Source organism: Candidatus Paceibacterota bacterium, from assembly GCA_035452965.1.
Lineage (GTDB): Bacteria > Verrucomicrobiota > Verrucomicrobiia > Limisphaerales > UBA8199 > UBA8199.
This window is the reverse complement of the sequence record DAOTCE010000050.1, coordinates 1-20425: the sequence shown is the minus strand read 5'-3', so window position 1 is coordinate 20425 and position 20425 is coordinate 1. Positions and strand designations below refer to the sequence as shown.

Below are 20425 nucleotides of genomic sequence, written 5' to 3'. Positions count from 1 at the left end.
TATTGGACAGTGATGCTGCCTCCTTGCCTCTTCCAGCCCCCGCCGATCCTGGCACCCGTCGCTTGGGATTATGGTGAGAGTGCGGTGATGCTACGGTGTGTATCCCATGGGGAGCGCTCCCCATGGGATACACACCGTAGCCAAGCCGCACTGACAAGCTATCCTCCAGCCATTTGCAATCCAACGCTAGTGTGCGGCTATCGTGCCGGGGTCGAGCCTGTCCGGCGGTGGTGGTGGAGGTAAGAATGGGAGTGCAAGATGACGAATAGCTATCGGTGCTCCCCGGAAATCCGCATTGAACGAAGAAAAAGGACGATTACCTCCGCACCGATCGCCCCCTCCACCCTGTGCAATTTGACTCCTGAGTTGGGATTCGCGGCCGGCCTATCGCTTCAACGCCCACTTGCCGTCGCGCCTGCGCACGAACACGCGCCGGTTTCGGGACAACATGAATGCAAGGGCGCGCAACTGCTCGCATCTCCCCTTGCTGCTGACCAAGGTAAAATCAAAGCCGCCGCGCAACAGCGTTCCAAAGATGTCCCTTACCGTCGCAGGCCCAAGGCCGTAGCGATCGCGCTGTTCCAACACCCGCTTCACGCAGGCATCCAGCGGCAGCACATCAAAAAGACTCACCCCCGGAGCAAGCTCTCGCATGACCGGTTCGAGTTCCTGGGCGCCATAAGCCGGCGCGGCCCCTATTTCCATGCAAAGGTCATTAACCAGCCGTTTCTTGTCCCGGAGCGCTACTTCCTGACGCCGCACCTCGATTTCAAGCTCGCTGACCCTGCGCCACTTCTGCTCATGCCTGTTTTTCAATGTCCCGCCATTTTACCTCCAACTTCAGCCGGCCACATACTAGCGGATTCCTGGCCGATCCCTGGTAGTTTCCCGGGAGTCGCAGCCTGGACCGCGACTGTTTCTTCCTTTCGGAGCGCCTGCACCCCTCATTCGACTGTTGTCTGGGGCCAGCGGTGGGAGGGATTGGGCGTAGCACGTTGACGTAGCGATTCGGCACCGGTCCCGAGGCGACATCTGGCGAGCGGGATTTGGAATTCGACAGCCGCCGCCGGGTTTGCTACCAAGCTGCGCGTGCGTTCTGCAATCATCAAAGACGTCACGCGCATAGTGGTGAAGCTGGGCACCGGGGTCCTGACCGACAGCCGGAAGCAGCCGGATCTTGCCCAGATGGAGCAGTTGGTGGCGCAAATGGCCGACCAGCGCCGGGCGGGCCGGGAAGTGGTGCTCGTTTCCTCGGGCGCAGTGGGGGCGGGCATGGGCGCGCTGGGTTTCCAGAAGCGACCCGCTGAGCTGGCCGAGCTGCAGGCATGCGCGGCGGTGGGTCAATCGCGGCTCATGGCCATATATGACAAGCTCTTCAGCGCGCATGGGCTGGCCGTCGCCCAAATCCTGCTCACCCACGACGACCTGGAACACCACGAGCGCCACCTCAATGCCCGCAATACCCTGGTGCGGCTGCTGGCGAACGGCATCATCCCCATCATCAACGAGAACGACGCGGTCTCGTTCACGGAACTGAAATTCGGCGACAACGACAAACTCTCGGCGCTGGTCGCCTCGCTCCTCCCGGCGGATTTGCTGCTCATTCTGACGAGCGTGGACGGCGTGCTGGAGAACTTCGGCCGGGCCAATCCGCGGACAATTCCGGTGATTGAGCGAGTGGACCACACGTTGGAGCAAAAGGCGGGCGGAACGACCAGCCCCACCGCTGTCGGCGGCATGGCTTCGAAGATTCAGGCGGCCAAGATCGCTATGCGATCCGGCATTCCGCTCGTCATTGCCTCGGGCCGGAAGAAGCGCGTAATGGCCCGCGTTGTGGCGGGTGAGGAGGAGGGCACGCTGTTTGTGCCGCAGCCGACCCGGCTCAAAGGCCGCAAGCGATGGATCGCGTTCTTTCATCATCCGAAAGGCGCGCTGTTCGTGGATGCCGGAGCGAAGAAGGCGTTGCGGGAAGGCGGCAAGAGCCTGCTGCCGCCCGGGGTCGCGCGGTGTGACGGTGATTTTGCGGCGGGAGACGTGGTGCGCATCTGCGACACGGACGGCACTGAGTTTGCCCGGGGCATTGCCGGGTTCGGGGCCGGCGAAGTCAAAGCGCGAAAGCTCCAGCGGGTAGAAGTGGTGCATCGGGACAACCTAGTGATACTGTGAGGGGGAATAGCAGCGTTGGAGCAGGAGAGAGCTTAAGTGATGGGATGTTCCCTCCCCATACTCCAGCACGACAGCACTTTATCACTCCGCTGCTATGAAGCGACGCCCGGCAATCACTGACTTGCTCTCCATCATGGCGCAGCTCAGGTCGCCCAAGGGCTGCCCGTGGGACAGACAGCAGACCCACATGAGTCTGCGCTGGCATGCGGTCGAGGAGGTCTATGAACTGCTCGACGCCATCGAAGCCGGCGACGACCACGAACTGGAAGAGGAACTGGGCGATTTGCTGTTGCAGGTCGTGTTTCATTGTCAACTCGGCAAGGAGCGTGGCGCGTTTGACTTCGAGAAGGTTGCCCGCCACATCGCCGACAAGCTGGTTCGCCGTCATCCTCATGTCTTTGGCACGCTCCGTGTTAAGGATGTGGACCAGGTCTGGGCGAACTGGGAGAAGATCAAGCGGGCCGAAAAGCACGGGACGCCGCACGCCCGCCCTTCCGCCCTGGACGGGATTCCCAAGCGTCTGCCCGCGCTGTTGCGAGCCGCGAAGCTCGTCCGGAAGGCGCGCAAGGCCAGGTTGCTGGACGCTGCGGCTGCGAAGCCCGTCCGCACCAAGAGTGAGTTGGCTGAAGAACTTTTTGTCTTGGCGCAATTCGCGCAGGAACGAGGTTGGTCGGCCGAGGACTTGTTGCGGAGCGAGATTCAGAGGCGCGAGCGCGCTTACCGCCGGATTGAGCAGCGTCGGGCCAACCATTCCCCGGCCGGTTGAGAATGCCGTCTCGACTCCTTGGCCAGCATGTGCTCTTTTGTGAGTAATACTTATGGCTGACCCACGTTACCGGAAGCTGGCGAAGTTGCTGGTCGAATACTCCACGGCCTTGAAAAAGGGGGACCGCATCCTGTTGGATATGATTGATGTGCCCGATGAGTTCTCAATCGAGCTGATGCGGGCGGTGCGGGCCGCCGGCGCCATGCCGGTGATTGAGATCCGTCACACCCGCATCAACCGGGAAATCCTGCGCGCCATCCAACCCCGCCACGCCCACCTGGTGCGCGACCTGGAGCTGTTCCGGATGAAGAAGATGCAGGCCTATATCGCGGTTCGCGGCAGCGGCAATGCCGCCGAGAACGCCGACGTGGCCAGCGAACGGCTGGCGCTTTACTCCCGCATTACGCGTCCCGTGCTCAACTACCGCGTGAGCAAGACCCGCTGGTGCGTGCTGCGCTGGCCTACGCCCAGCATGGCGCAGGCCGCAAGCATGAGCACCGAGGCTTTCGAGGACCTCTACTTCGATGTCTGCACGCTGGACTACGCCAAGATGGCCCGGGCAATGGCCCCGCTGGAGCGCCGCATGAAACGCGCTGACCGTGTCCAGATCAAGAGCCCGGGCACGGACCTCGCCTTCAGCATCAAGGGGATCGGCGCCAAGATGTGCAAGGGCGACCGGAATATCCCCGATGGTGAAGTGTTTTCCTGCCCGGTTAAAGACTCGGTCAATGGCCGCATTCAGTTTAATACGCCGACCCTTTACGCCGGCACGAAGTTTGAGAATGTGTGCCTGGAATTCAAGGAGGGGCGGATCGTCAAGGCTATCGCCAACAACTCGCGGCGGCTGAACGACATTCTGGACACCGATCCGGGTGCCCGCTACACGGGCGAGTTCTCGCTGGGCTTCAATCCATATATCCTAAACCCGATGTGCGACATTCTTTTTGATGAGAAGATCGCGGGCTCGCTGCATTTGACGCCGGGCCAGGCGTACGATGAATGCGACAACGGGAACCGCTCAGCCGTGCACTGGGACATGGTGCTGATCCAGCGGCCGGACTGGGGTGGGGGCGAGGTCTGGTTCGACGGCGAACTGATTCGCAAGGATGGGCTGTTCGTCCCGAAGGACCTGAAGCCGCTCAACCCTGCGAACCTGAAGTGAGCCGCAGCCGAGCCCGGCTGACTTACTTCTCTTCCTTCAGCACCGCGAGGAACTGCTTCATCGCCGGCGAGAGGACTTTGTTCTTCTTGTAGAGGGCGGCCAGCGGGCGATAGAACTCCCCGTCTTCAAGATCCACCTGGACCAGGGTTCCCTTGCTGATTTCCAGCGTGACGGTTCCTTGGGGCACGATGGCGACGCCCGCGTCAATCTCCACGGCGCGCTTGACCGTCTCGATGTTGTCGAACTCCATCACGTTCTGAACTTGCACGGAATGCTCCCGGAGAATCTTGTCCAGCGCCTTGCGGGTGGGGATGTCCGGTTCGAAGCTGATGAACTTCTGTCCGCTGATGGCTTTGAGCCGGGTGCTCTTGTTTTTGGCCAGCGGGTGTTGCGGGTGGCAAATCAGCACCAGCTTATCCTTGCGCAGCGGGCAAATCTCCAGCTTGAGATCGCGGGTTGGGTAAGCCACCAGGCCCAGGTCCACCACGTTGCCCAGCACATCTTCATACACCTGGTTGGCGCGGCGATACTCGACATGCACGTTTACGGTCGGGTAGCTCTTCAGGAACCGCTTGAGGTAAGGCGGCAAATCATGCAGCCCGACGCTGTAAATCGTGGCGATGCGGATGGTGCCCGAGATGATCTCCTTGATCTCCTTGAGCTTGCCGTACAACGCGTTGTAAGTGGCGAGAACCTGCTTGCTGTAATCATAGAGAACCTGGCCTTCCCGGGTCACGCGGAACTTCCTCTTGCTGCGCTCGATCATCAGCGCACTGTAAAGGCGCTCCAGGGAGCTGATCTGCTGGCTTACCGCGGACTGGGTTACTTCGTTGAGCTGCGCCGCTTTGGTAAAACTCTTGGTCTCGACCAGGTCACAAAAAACCTTCAGACTCTCAATTTGCATAAGAATACTGAATAAGGCATTTAATCAAAACAGTCAACTGCAGTTTTAGCCGCTGCCGGGTTCCGTGCCGAGGACATGCTTGACCTTGAGCAACAGCTCCTGGCTGGTAAATGGCTTTTGCAGATAAGTCGCGTCATTCGCCTGGCCGGCGGGCCAGACGTAGCCGCTGGTGCAGATGATGCGCATGGCCGGCCACTGCTTGCGGATTTGCTCGACCAATTCCCGCCCGCTCATGGTTGGCATCACCAGGTCGGTGATGACCAGGTCCACAGCGCTATCCTTTCGGGACAGCAGCTCCAGGGCTTTCGGCCCCCCATTGGCCGTCAGCACCCGGTAACCGTAGGCCGAGAGAATGGTCTTGCCCATCGTGAGCAGCAACTCCTCGTCGTCCACAATCAGGATGGTCTGGCTGCCGCTCAGATCATCCGCGGTCAGCTTATCGTCCCGGACGGTTTGCCTTTCCGCCGGCAGATAGATCCTAACCGAGGTGCCTTCGCCGGGCCGGCTGGAGATGGCGACTCCCCCGCTGTGGTTGGTGACAATGCCATAGACCCAGGCTAATCCCAAGCCGCGATGGCTGCCGCGCTTGGTGGTGAAGAACGGCTCAAACACCCGGGGCAGGACCTCGGGTTCGATGCCGCAGCCGTTGTCGCTGATTTCCACACTGACATAGGCGCCGGCGGCAAGCTGTACATTGCGGTCCTGGGTCGGCTCGGCCAGCTCGATGTTGCGCGTTTGCACCGAGATGCGCCCCCCTTCACGCAGGGCCTGGACAGCGTTTTCGAAGAGTTTCATGAACGCTTGCTGCATCTTGGCTTCTTCAAACTTCGCCGCGAACAGCTTTCGATCCAGCTGCAGGGTCCAGGTTACTGGTTCCGGCCCGGCGTTTTGCTGAAAGAACTCGACGCTGCGCTGCAGCAGGCGATTGAGATTGCCAGTCGCCTGGGAGCGGGTTTCCTTCTCCTGGCGGCTGAACGTGCCCAGGTCGTTCGCGATTTCCGCGGCCTTGGCAGCCGACTTCTCGACTTCGATCAGCGAGCCGCGCCATGGATGGCTCGGCTCCATTTTGCTGAGGACGAGAGAGGTGTGGCCCAGAATGCTCGTCAGCGCGTTGTTAAAATCAAGCGCCACAGTGCGGGCCAATTGCAGCGCGCAGTCCAGTTTCTGCTTTTGCGCTAAACCCGTCTCCCCGCCGGCCGGCCGGGCTTCCGTCCCGGCGAACTCGCTTCCCGGCAGCAACTGCAGCACGAAATACCGCCTGCTGTCTTTCGTAAACGCGCAAACGGATGTGAGATGGCTGAATGTATGGCCCCCTTTGCCGCGGAACTTGAGCGCGGTGATTGGCACGGGGGTGCGCTCCCAGTGGGCTAGAAACTCGCCGGCCGCCAGGCTGTTCTCGGGCGACCAAACTGCCGCCAGATGCGGAGAATCTCCGGGGAAAGCCGGGCCGAATAGGCTGACGGCCGCCGGATTAGCGCGGTAAATGGCGCCACTGGCGTCCACCAGGAGCGCCGGCCAGCCCGCACTGTCCAATGCAAAAACATCCTCGGGCTTCATTGCTAGAATATTCCAATTTGCACCTTACCGCTTAACCCCGGCTTCTCAAACTCAATCTTCGGGCACCAATACGAACGCCGACGGCAGCAGTTCCTTAACCGAAAATTCTCTCACCGCTCGCAAGGCCCTGCTGTCCGCCACCCATACGGTGGCGCGTGGCGCATATTCGGCCAGCAATTGCCGACAGGCACCGCAAGGCATCGGCCCTCCCGGGGCGCGGGCGACAACGGCGACCGCGACGAAATCCCTCTTGGCTGCTGTCAACGCTTTGAATAGAGCAACACGCTCGGCGCAGCACGTCAGACCGTAGCTGGCGCTCTCCACGTTGGCACCGGTAATAATCTCGCCCGATCGGGTCAACAGAGCCGCGCCGACCTTGAACTTTGAATACGGCGCGACAGCGCCCTGGCGTGCCCGCGCAGCCGACCGCAACAGATCGCCCTTACTGGTCTTGGCCATACAGTTTCGCAAAGTTTAATAGCATTTGGGCTGCCACACTCTTGACCCGTTCGGCCGTCTCCAGCACCTCGGCATGGGACAGCGTCCATCGGCTTCGTCCTGCCGCCAGGTTCGTGATACATGACACGCCGGCGACCTTTAGGCCGCATTGCCGCGCTACAATCGCCTCCGGCACGGTGCTCATTCCTACAGCGTCCGCGCCCAGCCGGGCAAACGCCTCAACTTCAGCCGGTGTTTCGTAGCTTGGACCGCAAACCGCCAGATAGACGCCGGAACGGAGTTTCACCCGGCACGCCTGCCCCGCCCGCTCCAGCAAGCGGCGCAAACCTCCGTCGTAGACACGCGTGAGGTCAACGAAGCGTGGCAAGCCAGGCACGGGCTCGCCCCGCAGCGGGTTGATGCCCATCAGGTTGATATGGTCCGTCAGCGCCATGAAATCGCCGGGTCGGAAACTGCGATTCACTCCGCCTGCGGCATTGGTCAGCAGCAGGTCCCGGATGCCGTACGCGGCCAGCGCGCGCACTGCGAACGTCACCACGGCCATTGGGTGACCCTCGTAGTAATGCGCCCGGCCGCTCAGCACCACGACCGGCGTGCCGCCCAGGTGGCCAATGAGCAGTTGCCCCGCGTGGCCGCTCACAGTCGTTGGCGGAAAGCCGGGCAGTCGGGCGTAGGAAACCTCAGCGTCCACCTGCAGCTCGCTCAACACGTGGTGAAAGCCGCTGCCCAACACCAGCGCCAGCGTCGGCCGCAACCGCGATAGTCTTTTCAACCGCACCGCCGGAGTCCGGGGATCAGGTTGTCGTTTGCTCATTCCTGCTCTATTCTGCAATTGAATTGGTTTGGCCGATCTTAACTTGTTTATGGAAATGCACAGCGACGATATCCGCCGCTACTCACGGCAATTGAGTCTGCCCGAAGTCGGGCTGGAGGGCCAAAGGAAAATTCGCGCCGCCAGTGTGCTGTGCATCGGCGCGGGCGGGCTCGGCTCGCCCATTGCCGTGTATCTCGCTGCCGCCGGCATTGGCAAACTGGGCATTGTGGATTTCGACGCCGTGGAATTGTCCAACCTCCATCGTCAGGTTCTGCACGGCACCGCGGATGTTGGCCGGCCCAAGACACAGTCCGCCCAGGACGCCTTGCGGCGTCTCAACCCCAATGTCGAGGTCGCCCTGCACAACACCCGCCTCACCAGCGAAAACGCCCTCGATATCATCCGCCCCTATGACATTGTCGTGGACGGCACCGATAATTTCCCCACCCGTTACCTTGCCAATGATGCCTGCGTCCTGCTTGGGAAGCCCAACGTGTATGGCTCCGTCTTCCGCTTCGAGGGGCAGGCCAGCCTCTTTGCGCCGCATCTGGGCGGGCCGTGTTATCGCTGCCTATATCCCGAGCCCCCGCCACCCGGCACCGTGCCGAGCTGCGCCGAGGGTGGCGTGCTTGGCGTATTACCTGGCATTATCGGACTGATTCAGGCAACCGAGATCCTCAAACTCGTTCTTGGCCGTGGCACCTCGCTCCTCAACCGCCTGCTTTTGTTCGATGCCCTCGATATGCGGTTCCGCGAGCTCAAGCTTCGCCGCGATCCCCAGTGCCCGCTCTGTGGTGACAAGCCCGTAATCACACAACTCATTGACTACCAGGTTTTCTGCGGCGCCCAGCCGATTTCTGACCCAGCTACCATGCACCCTGACGAAGTGACCGTTCACGACCTCAAGCGCGCCCTGGACAATCCGCAGCTCGGCATCCGGGTCCTCGACGTCCGTGAACCGGATGAATACCAAATCGCTCGCATCAGCGGCGCGCACTTGTTTCCCCTCAGCAAGCTCTCCGAGCGGCTCGCCGAGTTGAATCCGAACCAAGCCTACTATCTCCATTGCAAAGGCGGCGGTCGCTCCTTACAGGCCCTGCAATTCCTGCGCGAACACGGCTTCCAGCAACTCAAAAGCGTGAAAGGCGGTATTACTGCCTGGTCCGAACAAATAGACCCCACCGTGCCGAAGTATTGAAGGTTCCCGAAAACAGGTTGCCCTGAGTGCCCGGTTGGCCTAAGCTCGTGACGGTTTGCGCGAGTAGCTCAATTGGATAGAGCGTCGGCCTCCGGAGCCGAAGGTTGTGGGTTCGACCCCCGCCTCGCGTACCAGCTTTTTGGCTTATTTATTGAGGTTTTCAGCATAATCGAGGAAATAGAGGAGAGTTTTTAACCGGTTATGTTGGCCACTTTGTTGGCTTTTTTCCTTGTTGGGGACTGTTGGTTTCGGTAGTGTTCAGGGGGTTACAATTGGTCCGAAAACTGATCACCAACGTGGAGAAAAGGAATTATGCACCTTGAAATGCGAACCGAAGCCAACGGAGAAGCGCGCCGAATTTGGTATGGCCGGTTCATGGTCAACGGCCGGCGGGAGTGCGTAAACCTCGGGGTCAAGATGACGGGAACCCCGCCGGCGTCGGGGCGGTTGCGTGACCGCGGGGACGCGGCGTTCGAGCAATCGCGGGGTGCGGCGGCGTTGCGGCTGAAGGAGGTGGCAGCCGAGGCGCGAACCGTGCGGGACTCGGCGCGGCTGATGGAGAAGTTGTACGCTCTCAAGACGGGCACAGAGGTGCGGGACGTTAAGCTGTTGGAGCTGGAGACAGAGTGGGCCGGGCTGGCGCGCCGACGGGCGCTCGCGGACAAGTACGCGCGGGAAGGACGGAAGACGTTGGGGCGGCTGGTGGCGTTCGTGCGGTCGCGCAATCGGCGAGCAACGGACCTGGCGCACGCGGACCCGGAGACCGTGGCCGCGTTCATGCAGGCCGAGAAGGATCGGGGGGTGAGCGGACGAACGTGGAACAAGAAGCTGAAACTGCTGCGGTCGGCGTTCAGACATTTGTTGCCGAGCGGCGCGCCTAATCCGTTCGACCGGCTGGTGACGCGGGACGAGGCGACGGTGTTCCGACAGCCGTTCACGGCGGCAGAATTGAAGGCGATCCTGGAAGCCGCGAAGGACGACGATTTTATCCGGCCAATAATTGTGACGGGGATGTGCACGGCGATGCGCCGGGGCGATTGCTGCCTGCTCAAGTGGAAGGACGTGGATTTGCGAGGCGGGTTCGTGACGGTCAAGACGGCGAAGACCGGCGGGACGGTGAGCATCCCGATCTTTGGCCGGCTGCGGGATGAGCTACTCAAGAGGGCGGAGAAGGCGGCTAAAAAGCTGAAGTCTGGAAAGCTGAAAGCCGAAGTCAGAGGGCCGGGCGTTGGAGAGGAAGCGGCACGTTCGGAGAGCAAGCCCTATCACGGAGAGGGCTTCGTGTTCCCTGAGGCGGCGGCGATGTATCGTTCGAATCCTGACGGCATTACGCGACGGGTGAAGCAGGTGCTTTGGACTGCATTGGCGGGCGGGGGGGCTGCGGGGCGCAAAGGGGTGGAGGTCCCGGTTGAGGAGGTCCGGAAGCGGGGCGAGGCTTACCTCGGCGGGCTGCCAGCGGGAGAGCGCACGGAGCGCCTGGTGCGGGTGTTCGGCCTTTACATGGACGGGGGCAGCGTCGATCAGGTGGCCAAGGCGGCCGGCGTCAGCCAGAGTTCAGTTTCGGTTTACCTGAATGAGATCGCGGCGGCGATCGGGTGCAGGGTGGTGCGGTGGCAGGCTGGCGCGGGCAGCGTGGCGAGGGCCCTGAAGGCGGACGATTCGGTGTTGCGCTCGGCGCGAGCGGGCGGGCTGAGGCGTGCAAGTGTGCGGGACTTCCACAGTCTGCGGGTGACTTGGGTGACACTGGCTTTGTCGGCGGGTGTGCCGTTGGAACTGGTGCAGCGGGTGACCGGCCACCGGACTACCGACGTGGTGTTGAAGCACTACTTCCGGCCGGGACAGGAGGACTTTCGCGTAGCCCTGGAGGGCGCCATGCCGACTTTGTTGACGGGGTCGGCCATGCCCAAGCTGCTCACCAACGGTCACCAGACGGCGAAGGAGGAAATGCGGGAGATGTTGAACGAGGTGAAGCCGAAAGGGCTGCGGGAGCGTCTGCTCAGGGTTTGGGAGAGGCTGTGAACGGTAGGTTGAGAGTTGCTGGTTGATGATTGAGAGTTGAGAGGCTGAGAGCTCACGCGAGCGCCAATTGGGGTCATCTGGGGTGGAGACAACGGGAGACGGGATAACATCCAGTGTGAAGATCTGTTGCTTGAAGATATATTTGACAGGAACCGTGATTCATGCATACGATGTGGAACTTTTTTTGACAAGAGCGGCAAGCGCCAAAACAGACCAGGGCAATGAACAAGACGATTCGTGTTTGGAAGGACGTTGAGAACAGGCCATCAACGTGGGAACGACCAACAGTGCGCCCGCTCTTTCGCCTGGGTGAGTTGACCACACCAACGACTTTCAGCGCGAGCTCGCCAGACCGTCACATTTCTGACATTAGTGAAATGAAGGGAGGCTGCTCCGAGCCCAAGAAGCCGTGAGCCCGACGGTCGGTCAGTCGTCGGTGGTAGTTTTGGAGGAGGATGTCCAGCTCCGAACATATCCTCAGGGGCATCTCGTATGCGCTTTTGGGACCAGTCAGGCGTTCGAGGTAAGTCCCACTGGAGCTCTCCTGCTGCTCAATCTCGACTCGCCTCTGTCGGTCGGTGAGCTGGTCGAGCACGTTGCAGCGGGGTATGGCGAGTCAAGCATGGCGATTGAACAAGAAATCCTGGAGTTCCTTTCAAATTGTCTGGATCTCAAAATACTTCGTGTGGTGAGTGATCAGAGTGGCGATGGAACGCCCCAAACGACGGATGACCGGCAACGAGCATGATGCGGTTCTCTGTGTTCATGAAAAGCTGGCAAGCGGCCGGCAAGTAGTATTTGCCTATGCGGAGGACGGCAGCCCGGCGGGCTGCTGGGATGCAGCCACTCTGCCCTCGGGCTGGCTTGAAGACTCTGCGTGGCACCGCTCCGGCGTTGCGGTCGGAAGTTGGTCGAAAGCACGAGAGGCAGTTGGTGGACTGCCAGCCCTGAGAGATTCGTACGAGGATGTGCTGTCTGCATGGCTCGCCAAGACATATCGGTGTCTGTCTGCTATCCTAGGGCCTCACGGCTGCACGCTCAGCAGTTCCAGACTTTTCCTGAATGAGATCACCGACTGCCTGCCGCACCTGTCTCGTGACTCTGCTGTTCTCGAGGTTGGGGGCAAAGGGACCGTCGATGCCAGCTGCTGTTTCGTCGGCTGCCAAGGGTGGGCCGTTGATCCAACTTTCCCTGCCTCAAACGGGCAGGATATTTCTCCTCCTCACACAATCTCGGGAATGGTCGAGTCGCTTCCGTTCCCGGACGGGACCTTCGACTGCGTACTCTGTTTGTTCGTTCTGGAGCACCTCGTCGGTCCGCGGACAGCCATACGGGAATTAGCCAGGGTTCTACGTCCTGGAGGGCGGCTGGTGCTGGGTGTCCCAGTTGACGCATCCCCGAACGGCACGCCTCCGTTGTTCCACCGTTGGCGGTTTGTGCGGGGTGCTGTTAGGGCTGTGTCGCGGACCATGCCCCTCGCGGACCTAGTTTCAGTCGAGGATAGCCTGTTTACCGAGGCCAGCCTCGAATGGAATCCTGTTGCCAGGAAGTGCGATGCTCACCTGTACTCATTGGAGAGGAGACGTCATGAGTAAGCCGGTACAGATCTCGTTCGCTGACGCATGGCGAGAGCACGTCCTGGCGTCTGTGGATTGGAGCGCGTTGAATCAGCGCCTTCCCGCTGATCTTACCTGCGCCGTTTGTTTGTGTCTGGACCTGTACTTGGGCGGAACAATACGCCACGACCCTGGTAGCGGAAATATTGTCTGCCGTGGCTGTCTCTACCTGAAAGAGAATCGTGCGAGGTTTGAGGATTCTAACACAAGATATTCCGCCTGCGACTGTCATGTGGGAATTTTGGGTGCGTTTCTACAGGGCGTTTCGGGACGGAGGCACGCGGTCGTCCACACAATTGAGAATTCAGAATGTTGGTTCAGCGTACATCCTGCCAAGTGAAGAGCGGCTGTGTTCTGGTTTTCCCGCCGGTGTGGGAAGTGGCAGCGCCATACATGGCCGGTCCGGTGCTGGCCGCCTACCTGCGGCAAGAGCGATGCGCTGTACATCTTTTGGATGCGAACAACCTGTTTTGGAATCATTTCAAGAAAGACTCCCGGCTGGTTAGGCGCATTCATGAGCAGTGCATTGCCCGTTGCCGCGACAGCTCCCTCACCCTCGAAGAAGGAGCGGCAGCCCACAAGGCGGCACAGATGTCGCCTGAGGAGTTCGAAAAGTGGTTTAACCGCGTTTCCATAGGCAGCCCCATCTACGAGCTTGTAGCACGGACGTTTGGAAGCTTTCGGCAGATTCCAGGCCGCCCCGTAAATGAAGCCCTGCGGTACCACGATAAGTATTTTGCGGACATCTCACATAGCCATGCCGCGACTAGTTCGAGCCGGCTCTTTGAGCAGGTCGTCACCGAGCCCGGTAACCCCTGGCGAGCCTTTGCTCGCGATCATCTGCTACCCAGTATTGCGTTTCACGACCCCGTTCTGATTGGCATTTCGGTGGTGGCTCCCAACCAGGTCGTGCCGGCCTTCGCCCTGGCCGTTGAGGCCCGCCGAGCATGGCCGAACATGAGCATTGTCTTCGGAGGTTCCTGGGTAACGCACCTGCGCGAACGGATTGCTCAAGTCCCGTGGTTTAGTGAATTGGGTTTCCTCTTTGCTCCATATCAAGGCGAGGCAGTTCTCGTCGAGATGCTGAAAGCAATACGCCAAAGGCAAGATCCTGCACCCATTGCTCATCGCGTCATGCATTTTGCTAAGCCGCTTGGGTGGGTGCCGCTCCGGCAACTGCCAGGGCCGGACTTTAGCGATTTGCCTCTTGATACCTACGCCGAACCGGGGCACCTACCGCTCAGGGCGTCGCGTGGTTGCTACTGGGCAAAGTGCCGGTTTTGCAGCTATCCCGTCCTGGAACCGCGATACGAACTGCGTCCCGAGAACGAACTCCACCAAGGCGTCGGGAAACTGGTGGAGGCTTATGGAGCACATCACGTTGCGTTTGTTGATCCTTCGATGTCGGTGCCGTTGGCGCGTCGTGTATCGTCGGTCGTCAGGGAAAGCGGATGGCAACTCACATGGGGGGCGTTTGGCCGGTTCGAGGACGGGTTCACGCGTGATGTTCTGCGAAGCATGGCCGATGGCGGCTGCACGGTGCTTCATTGGGGTCTTGAAAGCGGCAGCGCCCGAATCCTGCGGGCTCTCGATAAGGGGGTGGACCACGACTGTGCCGTCCGCATTCTGGAAGCCTCGGCTGAGGCCGGCATCCACAGCCGGTTATTGATGATGTACGGCTTCCCCGACGAAACCGCAGAGGACCTTCAAGCCTCATTCGAGTTCGTGGAGCGGAATCTCGGCGCAATCGGCTCGGTCTGCTGGAGCCGTTGCACGGTGGAGATTGACACGCCGATGGGCGAGGATCTTCAAGGGCGGGCCGAAGAAGTTATGCGGGAAACCGATCTTGCCCTCGGCTTTGTAGTCACACCGCCCTACGGAGACTGCACTCTCCGAAGGGCCGAAATGCGAATGGCTCAACTTAGCGCTCTTGCAGCGCACGCGACTCGGTGCCGACACCGCTCACAATTCTTGGGGCAGAGATATCAACTGGGTACTAGTCGACCGGGTCAAGATGAGAAACAATTCTGCACAGTACCAGTGAGTGGTTAATTGCGAGGCTATCGATTATGCGACTTCATGAGACAACCGTAGTCTGGAGAGAACGTGACACCCCCCTTGGGACTTACCTAATTGCTGCACCAGCACACCTCCTGGGCGTTCTCCTTCCAAATGGCATGACGACGGTCGGAATGGCCGAAGTCACTGAGCGCTCAAACGTCCTTACTGCTCGGCTCGCGAGGTTCGATGAGCAATCGAGTTCCTCGCGCTTCCGCCTGATTGTATTTCCCTACCAAACACCTGTCCGACTCGAAAACCTATATCGTGTTCGCGGACGTATGAAGAATCAACCTGGCGCCATGTTCCTTCTGTCGTGGTTTCTGGAGGAACTTGCCTGTCTTCGCTTTCTTTCAAGCGCCGGCATAGACGCGATAGATGGAAGAGGATTTCTCGATGTCGTGCTTTCGGTCGATGAGTTGAAGGCTTCCCGGCTCTTCAAGCACTCTTACCGAGATGCTGACGACATTGCGCGCTATGTTGTTGCGCTTAAGAATACATTGGGTCAGAAATGGAATCGTCTTGGAGATCCGGATGCTTTGGGCGAAGCAGTTGCTAGGGCTGCGAGGTCTGCGCTCAAGAGACCGATGCCTGGCGTTGCGAACGTGAGCAAGGCGCTAGTAGAAGCAGCTCGAATATGGGGTGAGTTTATCGGAAAACTGGCTGATGTTTCACCTAACTTCACCGATAGACCGCTTGATCTCTTGCCAGACTTTGGGGTTTCGACTTTGTCTGCGGCTCCATACTTTGTGTTGGATCATAAGCCTCAGGGACCGGAGCCACTGTTACGTATCGAGGCAGCCTTTTCGAAGCCCGAGATAGATGCCTTTGCATCCTTTCCCGGCGGTAATGTGCCTTACGCACAGCTGAAAATGGTCGGGCGTATTCCTACCCAGCAGCACAAGCAGGAACAGCGCAATACACATGGGATTGTAGCCATCGAGGTCCGCCTGACGGCTCGGCAGCGTGCGGTTCTGCGACAGTACTTGCCCCAGGAAGAAGATGCACCTTCCTTTACCACTATTGGACTTGATTACGGAAGTGGCACATTGTCCATTCACTTTAAGAGGGTGACGGAGAGCGTTCGTTCATTTTCAATCTCAGTCCCAGAAGACGACTCTACCGCACTTATGTCCCAGTTTTCACTTTCATTGTTCAAACAGCGATTTGATTTGCGGACTCTCGCGGATCGACACGAGAAGATGGGCAGAACAACGCAACATTCAGTAGAATTCTGTGCTGACGTTGCGAATTCGCCGCTGTGCCTGGAAAGCCTTGGGGACCAAATGTGCTCGGCGCTGGTGACGACAGTGAGCGATTACAGGGACAGCGGCGCAGTTCCGCCGATTCGCGTTTCCTTTCCTTGTGGTGTTCGAGGGCCTCGGGACGTCTTCGATGTCGCCTGCGCGTGTGTCGCAGATACTCCGGAGTGTCCCAATTCCGTCTGCCGCGCGCTGAGGGTCCGGATACAGCAGCGCGGGCTGCAGTTCGGAGAGGTTGCCAGGGCACAAGGTAAGTATATCTGTGTCGGAACCGGGGGTAGGCTTGCATCTGCTTGGCTGCAGGGTGGAGGCGCTAAGAGTCTGGTGTCGTTCGAACGGATTGCCGAAGCTTGGACATACTCAACGCCCATATCCGCAGTGGTAGCCAGTACTCTTTGGGATATCCTGAATGGAGGGATGGGGCGAGGCAACGACGTCTCGCGGCTAGCCCAGAAAGTTGCTGGCAGTCTGATTGCGGGCTGGTGCAAGGCTGAGCCCGTGCCTTCGTATGAATCTCCGTCCGCGGGCGAGAACAAGCGGGGGCGATTGGAGTTTATGAAAGAGGAAGGCGCTGAATTGGCCTTTCGGTTCAAGAAACGCCTGAAGGGCGGGCAGAATGGAGAGGTCTGGATCGTGGACGTACAATACCCTTTTGGCCATGGTCCGCTATCTCGCGGTACGGTGAAGTTGCTCTCAGCGCTTAAAGGAACGGCTAGGCCGGTGCACGAGGGGCACCACCTGAGGTCCACATTTGTCCTGAAGATCCTGCCAGATGCACTGAAGTCAATTGCTGAGGCTCCCAAAGATTTTCCACGGGGCACTGCGCCTCGCGCATGGATGGTTCGGATCTATTTGGATAAAGGGGAAGAGAGGCATGTGGGCGTTTTGATGGAGAAGCTGGAGGGGCAAGGAGACATGGAAGATAGGATTCGTAAGGCCCCACATACGGTATCGTTGTTGGATGCGGCCTCATGGCTTTGCCTTGTGTCCGGGATGTTGGTCAAATGGCGAGCTAAGAGCCTCGTCCACTGGGATATCAAGCCTGGAAATATCTTCGTCGTTGGCAATCGCAATCTTAAACTAATTGACTTCGGACTGGTAGGCAGACTTGGTGCCGATAAATTGTGTCGCGAAAACAGGGACAGGCAGGTTCGACTAGACCAGAACTTGGACCTCTTTGGGCCACCCTTTCATGTCGCGCCCGAGATTGCAGACAACCGGGTAACGAGTGAGAAGACGATGGTTTTTGGAATGGGAGCGCTCGCCTGCACGCTGTTGGGTAGCGGGAAAGTGCAGAACACCCACACCCGCCGGTGCAGGCCTTCGGATGTGCCGAGCTATTTGGAGGGCCTGCTCGGCGGGCCAGCCTACCGCGACCTGAAAAGGTCGGTTGCAGCTGATCCATCGCAAAGGCCAACGATGAGACGACTTTGTTGTATTTTGAATGAGTTAGCGAATGGGCTTCGGGCCTCGGCATAACGTCTGGTCTTTCGGCTCTACGTCCGACGCAGCTGATGACGGGTCAGCTAAAGGTCCCGATGGTCGACTGGTAAGACGGGAGATGGATTAAACGAGTTGCGATTCCGCCGAGCGCGGCCACGTCGTGCTCAACCAAGAGCACGGGGCATTGAACAGTGTTGAGCCAGTTGGCAAGAATACCTTTCGCACAATCGCGAAAACGCGAACTTGCGCCTAAAAAAGGCGAATCTAGGAGTACAAGCTTGGGTTGCATTATCACAGCTCGCCCGAGCACAACCAACTGGCGTTCTCCACCGCTCAAGGCGCCAGCGGGGCGTGTTCGCAGGGAATCCGTGCTGAGTTGCGGAAGCAGTTCGTAGACATGCGCAAGAGCCTGTCTGGCTTCTTTGCTGTCAGGGCGCAAACAGGCGCGGATATTCTCTTCCACAGTCAGGGACGGGAAGACACGTCCCCCTTCCAGCACATGAACCAGCCCAATGCGTGCGCGCCGCCACGGGGGCATTTTTGTGACGTTCTGTCCGAGGAAGTGAACCGCGCCAGCGCATGCCCGCATGTGCCCCGAAATCGCTCTCAACAAAGTGGTTTTCCCACAGCCATTCGGCCCAAGAATGGCGACGCATTCCCCGGCGGTCACGGTCAACGAGATGCCGTTCAGGACTGTTTCGTCGCCGTAACGAACAGAGAGGCCTTCCACCTCAAGCACGGGGGCGTTCATAAAGTTCTTGAAACGCGGTCGTGTTGATCAAATCCACCATCGGCCCCTGTTTCACAATCCTCCCCGCATCAATGAGCGCGAGGGCTGGGCAGACCGTTTTTAGCAATTCTAATCTGTGATCGATGAGGATGGTGATGTACCGGTCGCTTTTTAACCGACGCGACAAGGCACTGGTCACAGCCTCCGATTCAGCACCCGGGCCGCTATTAAAACCGGCAAATGGCTCGTCGAGAATGAGAACTTCCGGAGAAACCAGGAGAGCAGTCGCAAGAAGAACTCGCTTTCTCTGTCCGTAAGACAGTTTGGCGAAGGTCATCTGCGCCTTGTCGGCCAGACCGACCCACGAAAGAGCCGTATAAGCTGCGTCTGCCGACTGGCGGTCTCGATCGGTGGTAACGAATGGAATGCTTGCCAGGCAGGAAGGAAACCGAGCGTTGCGATCCACCGCGATCCTGACATTGTCCAGCGCGGTCAAGCGGTGAAACCCTCGGGGATGCTGCGGCACGTAGAGAATACGCCGCGCCAGGCCCCGTGGGCGCGGATAGAGGGGAATCGGTTTGCCATCGATTTCGAGAGTTCCCTCCGACGGGATCATGCCAGCCAAGGCCTTGGCGAAAATGGATTTGCCGGAACCATTGGGACCTACCAGCGCTAGCGGTTGGCCCCCTTTGACTTCGAGGCAGGCTCGATCGAGAATGCCGGTGGAAGGAGTCCGCACGGTGATGTCGCGCGCCCGGAGGACAGCGTTCGGCGTTAGTAGTGTATCCGAGGTTGCCGGTTCACGGGCCGAGGTTACGGAGCCGTTCGCTTTCTCAGATGGCCACCGGCGGAACGGGTCGAAGTAGAGCCGCTTGCCGAGGACCCCGTGAGTAAAATAAGCAGAGGTGGCAAGGAGAAGCCCCCCCATCGCAAAAGGCCGCCATTCCTCAGCCGCCCGAAGGGATTCCGGGGCAAGTGTTACCACAAGCGCCCCAAGAACGCATCCGGTTAGGTTGCCGCGGCCTCCCAGAATCACCGCCAACAAAATGGTGATGCTCGGCATGAGTCCAAATGAATTGGGGTGGATGTACTGCTGGCGGTATGCAAACAAAGCACCTGCCACGCCGGCGAGACCGGCGCCGAGGACAAAGGAGAAAAAGCGGACCTGCCGCCGAGGTACTGCAAGTCCCCACGCCCAGTCGGAACTGTCACGAATGGCCTCCGAAATCCTCCCCCAGGGGCTCTGGAGATAGATCCTGGCCAGCAGTATAGACACCGCCGCCGCAATTACAGCCAATCCAGGGGTTGTGATAAGTGGTATCCCTCGAATCCCACGAGGTCCTCCCAGGAAATCCACGTTCAGGAGAACGGTGCGGAAAAGTTCTCCAAACGCAAGGGTTGCCAGAGCTACGAAGTCGCCCTTGAGCGAGAGCGAGGCGCCGCCCACGACCACGCCAGTTATGACAGCGCCGGCAACCCCGGCTGCAACGATCAATCCCGCAGCCGGGAGCAAAGGCAGTTGCCCGACCAGATCCGCACAGAACGCCGCCGCGTAAGCGCCCGCGCCAAAAAACGTGGCGTGGCATAGTGACAGGATGCCACCGTGGCCATAGGTGATGCCCAACCCAACCGCCAAGATGACGGCCAGCGAACCGTCAATCACCAGTTGCTGGCAGTAACTCGACATGCGGGAGTTACTCCTCTTCCTCTACGAGGGGCGTTCGCAACAGATGTGATCGAGCTTGAAGCTGAGCCTGCCCAAGCAGGATCAACACAAGCAGCAGAAGCACCAGGGCGTCGCGGTAAGCAGAGAGACCCACTACGACAGCCACGGTCTCCGCAATCCCCAAAAAGACCCCGCCGAGCGCCGCCCTTCGAGGATCATGGAGGCCCCCAGCCAGTGCGGCCACGAACGCTTTGAGGCCGGGCGCAAATCCCATTGTCGGGTCGACCCTGGAATAAGAAGATGCCAAGACGATACCGGCGATGCCGGCGACGAGTCCTGCGAAGAGGAACGTGCAAAGAACAACGCGTTGCACAGGGATGCCAACGCTCTCCGCCGCGTCCCGATCGTCAGCGGTGGCCCGAACGGCCAAGCCAATCTGGGAATGGCGCCAAAAGTGGTGAACCAACCCAAGCACGACAATGAGGCTGCAGACGCACACGACGCTGATTGCATCCAACCCAACGCCACCGATGGTGAAGTTTCCTCCTTCGAGGAGTTGTTCTCTGTCTTGCAAAGGGCTTTTTCATGGAAGTTATTCACAGGCT

The 20425-nt window shown here is 59.5% G+C and carries 16 protein-coding genes and 1 tRNA gene; 10 read left to right on the top strand and 7 right to left on the bottom strand.

Annotated elements, in window-relative coordinates; translation table 11 throughout:
• Positions 1–384: 384 nt before the first annotated feature.
• Positions 385–816 (bottom strand): hypothetical protein, encoded by a 432-nt coding sequence (locus tag P5205_21280; protein ID HSA12896.1) that lies wholly within the window; start codon positions 814–816, stop codon positions 385–387.
• Positions 817–1089: 273 nt separating this feature from the next.
• Between P5205_21280 and proB the strand changes: the two genes are divergently transcribed.
• The 3 genes from proB to P5205_21265 all read left to right on the top strand — a co-directional run bounded on the left by proB (position 1090) and on the right by P5205_21265 (position 4094).
• A complete protein-coding gene (gene proB, locus P5205_21275; protein HSA12895.1) occupies positions 1090–2166 on the top strand; it encodes a glutamate 5-kinase in 1077 nt (358 codons plus the stop codon).
• 94 nt (positions 2167–2260) lie between these two features.
• A complete protein-coding gene (locus P5205_21270) occupies positions 2261–2932 on the top strand; it encodes a MazG family protein (protein ID HSA12894.1) in 672 nt (223 codons plus the stop codon).
• Between the two features lie 52 nt (positions 2933–2984).
• Positions 2985–4094: an aminopeptidase gene (locus P5205_21265; GenBank protein ID HSA12893.1), complete on the top strand. Its 1110-nt coding sequence runs from the start codon at positions 2985–2987 to the stop codon at positions 4092–4094.
• A gap of 22 nt (positions 4095–4116) precedes the next feature.
• On the opposite strand, the gene P5205_21260 is transcribed toward P5205_21265, so the two are convergent.
• Genes P5205_21260 through P5205_21245 form a run of 4 tightly spaced genes read right to left on the bottom strand, consistent with a single transcriptional unit; the run spans position 4117 to position 7828 of the window.
• Positions 4117–4998, bottom strand: coding sequence for a LysR family transcriptional regulator (locus tag P5205_21260; protein HSA12892.1), 882 nt, complete (start codon positions 4996–4998; stop codon positions 4117–4119).
• A 45-nt stretch (positions 4999–5043) separates the two neighbouring features.
• Positions 5044–6555, bottom strand: a complete 1512-nt coding sequence (locus P5205_21255) for an ATP-binding protein (protein ID HSA12891.1) — start codon at positions 6553–6555, stop codon at positions 5044–5046.
• Positions 6556–6606: 51 nt separating this feature from the next.
• Positions 6607–7014, bottom strand: coding sequence for a cytidine deaminase (gene cdd, locus P5205_21250; GenBank protein ID HSA12890.1), 408 nt, complete (start codon positions 7012–7014; stop codon positions 6607–6609).
• The gene (locus P5205_21245; protein ID HSA12889.1) at positions 6998–7828 is read right to left on the bottom strand and encodes a purine-nucleoside phosphorylase; all 831 of its coding nucleotides are present in this window, start codon (positions 7826–7828) and stop codon (positions 6998–7000) included. The genes cdd and P5205_21245 overlap by 17 nt, the downstream gene beginning before the upstream one ends.
• A gap of 49 nt (positions 7829–7877) precedes the next feature.
• Here P5205_21245 and moeB point away from each other — a divergent pair, with 49 nt between their 5' ends.
• From moeB to P5205_21215, 6 genes are all read left to right on the top strand, one after another.
• Complete coding sequence (moeB, locus tag P5205_21240) at positions 7878–9026, top strand: molybdopterin-synthase adenylyltransferase MoeB (protein HSA12888.1); 1149 nt, start codon at positions 7878–7880, stop codon at positions 9024–9026.
• 57 nt (positions 9027–9083) lie between these two features.
• Positions 9084–9160: transfer RNA gene (locus P5205_21235), tRNA-Arg, on the top strand.
• 178 nt (positions 9161–9338) lie between these two features.
• Positions 9339–11045 carry a hypothetical protein gene (locus P5205_21230; protein HSA12887.1) on the top strand — a complete coding sequence of 569 codons (1707 nt, stop codon included), beginning with the start codon at positions 9339–9341 and terminating at the stop codon, positions 11043–11045.
• A 728-nt stretch (positions 11046–11773) separates the two neighbouring features.
• Complete coding sequence (locus P5205_21225) at positions 11774–12640, top strand: class I SAM-dependent methyltransferase (GenBank protein HSA12886.1); 867 nt, start codon at positions 11774–11776, stop codon at positions 12638–12640.
• 357 nt (positions 12641–12997) lie between these two features.
• Entirely contained in the window at positions 12998–14713 is a 1716-nt protein-coding gene (locus P5205_21220) for a radical SAM protein (protein ID HSA12885.1), read from the top strand.
• A gap of 287 nt (positions 14714–15000) precedes the next feature.
• The gene (locus P5205_21215; protein HSA12884.1) at positions 15001–17460 is read left to right on the top strand and encodes a protein kinase; all 2460 of its coding nucleotides are present in this window, start codon (positions 15001–15003) and stop codon (positions 17458–17460) included.
• Positions 17461–17503: 43 nt separating this feature from the next.
• Here P5205_21215 and P5205_21210 read toward each other — a convergent pair whose 3' ends face one another.
• The gene (locus P5205_21210; GenBank protein ID HSA12883.1) at positions 17504–18175 is read right to left on the bottom strand and encodes an ATP-binding cassette domain-containing protein; all 672 of its coding nucleotides are present in this window, start codon (positions 18173–18175) and stop codon (positions 17504–17506) included.
• Positions 18156–19841, bottom strand: a complete 1686-nt coding sequence (locus P5205_21205) for an ATP-binding cassette domain-containing protein (protein HSA12882.1) — start codon at positions 19839–19841, stop codon at positions 18156–18158. The genes P5205_21210 and P5205_21205 overlap by 20 nt, the downstream gene beginning before the upstream one ends.
• A 55-nt stretch (positions 19842–19896) precedes the next feature.
• On the opposite strand from P5205_21205, the gene P5205_21200 reads away from it, so the two are divergent.
• On the top strand, positions 19897–20425 hold a 529-nt coding region (locus tag P5205_21200; GenBank protein HSA12881.1), incomplete at its 3' end, for a hypothetical protein.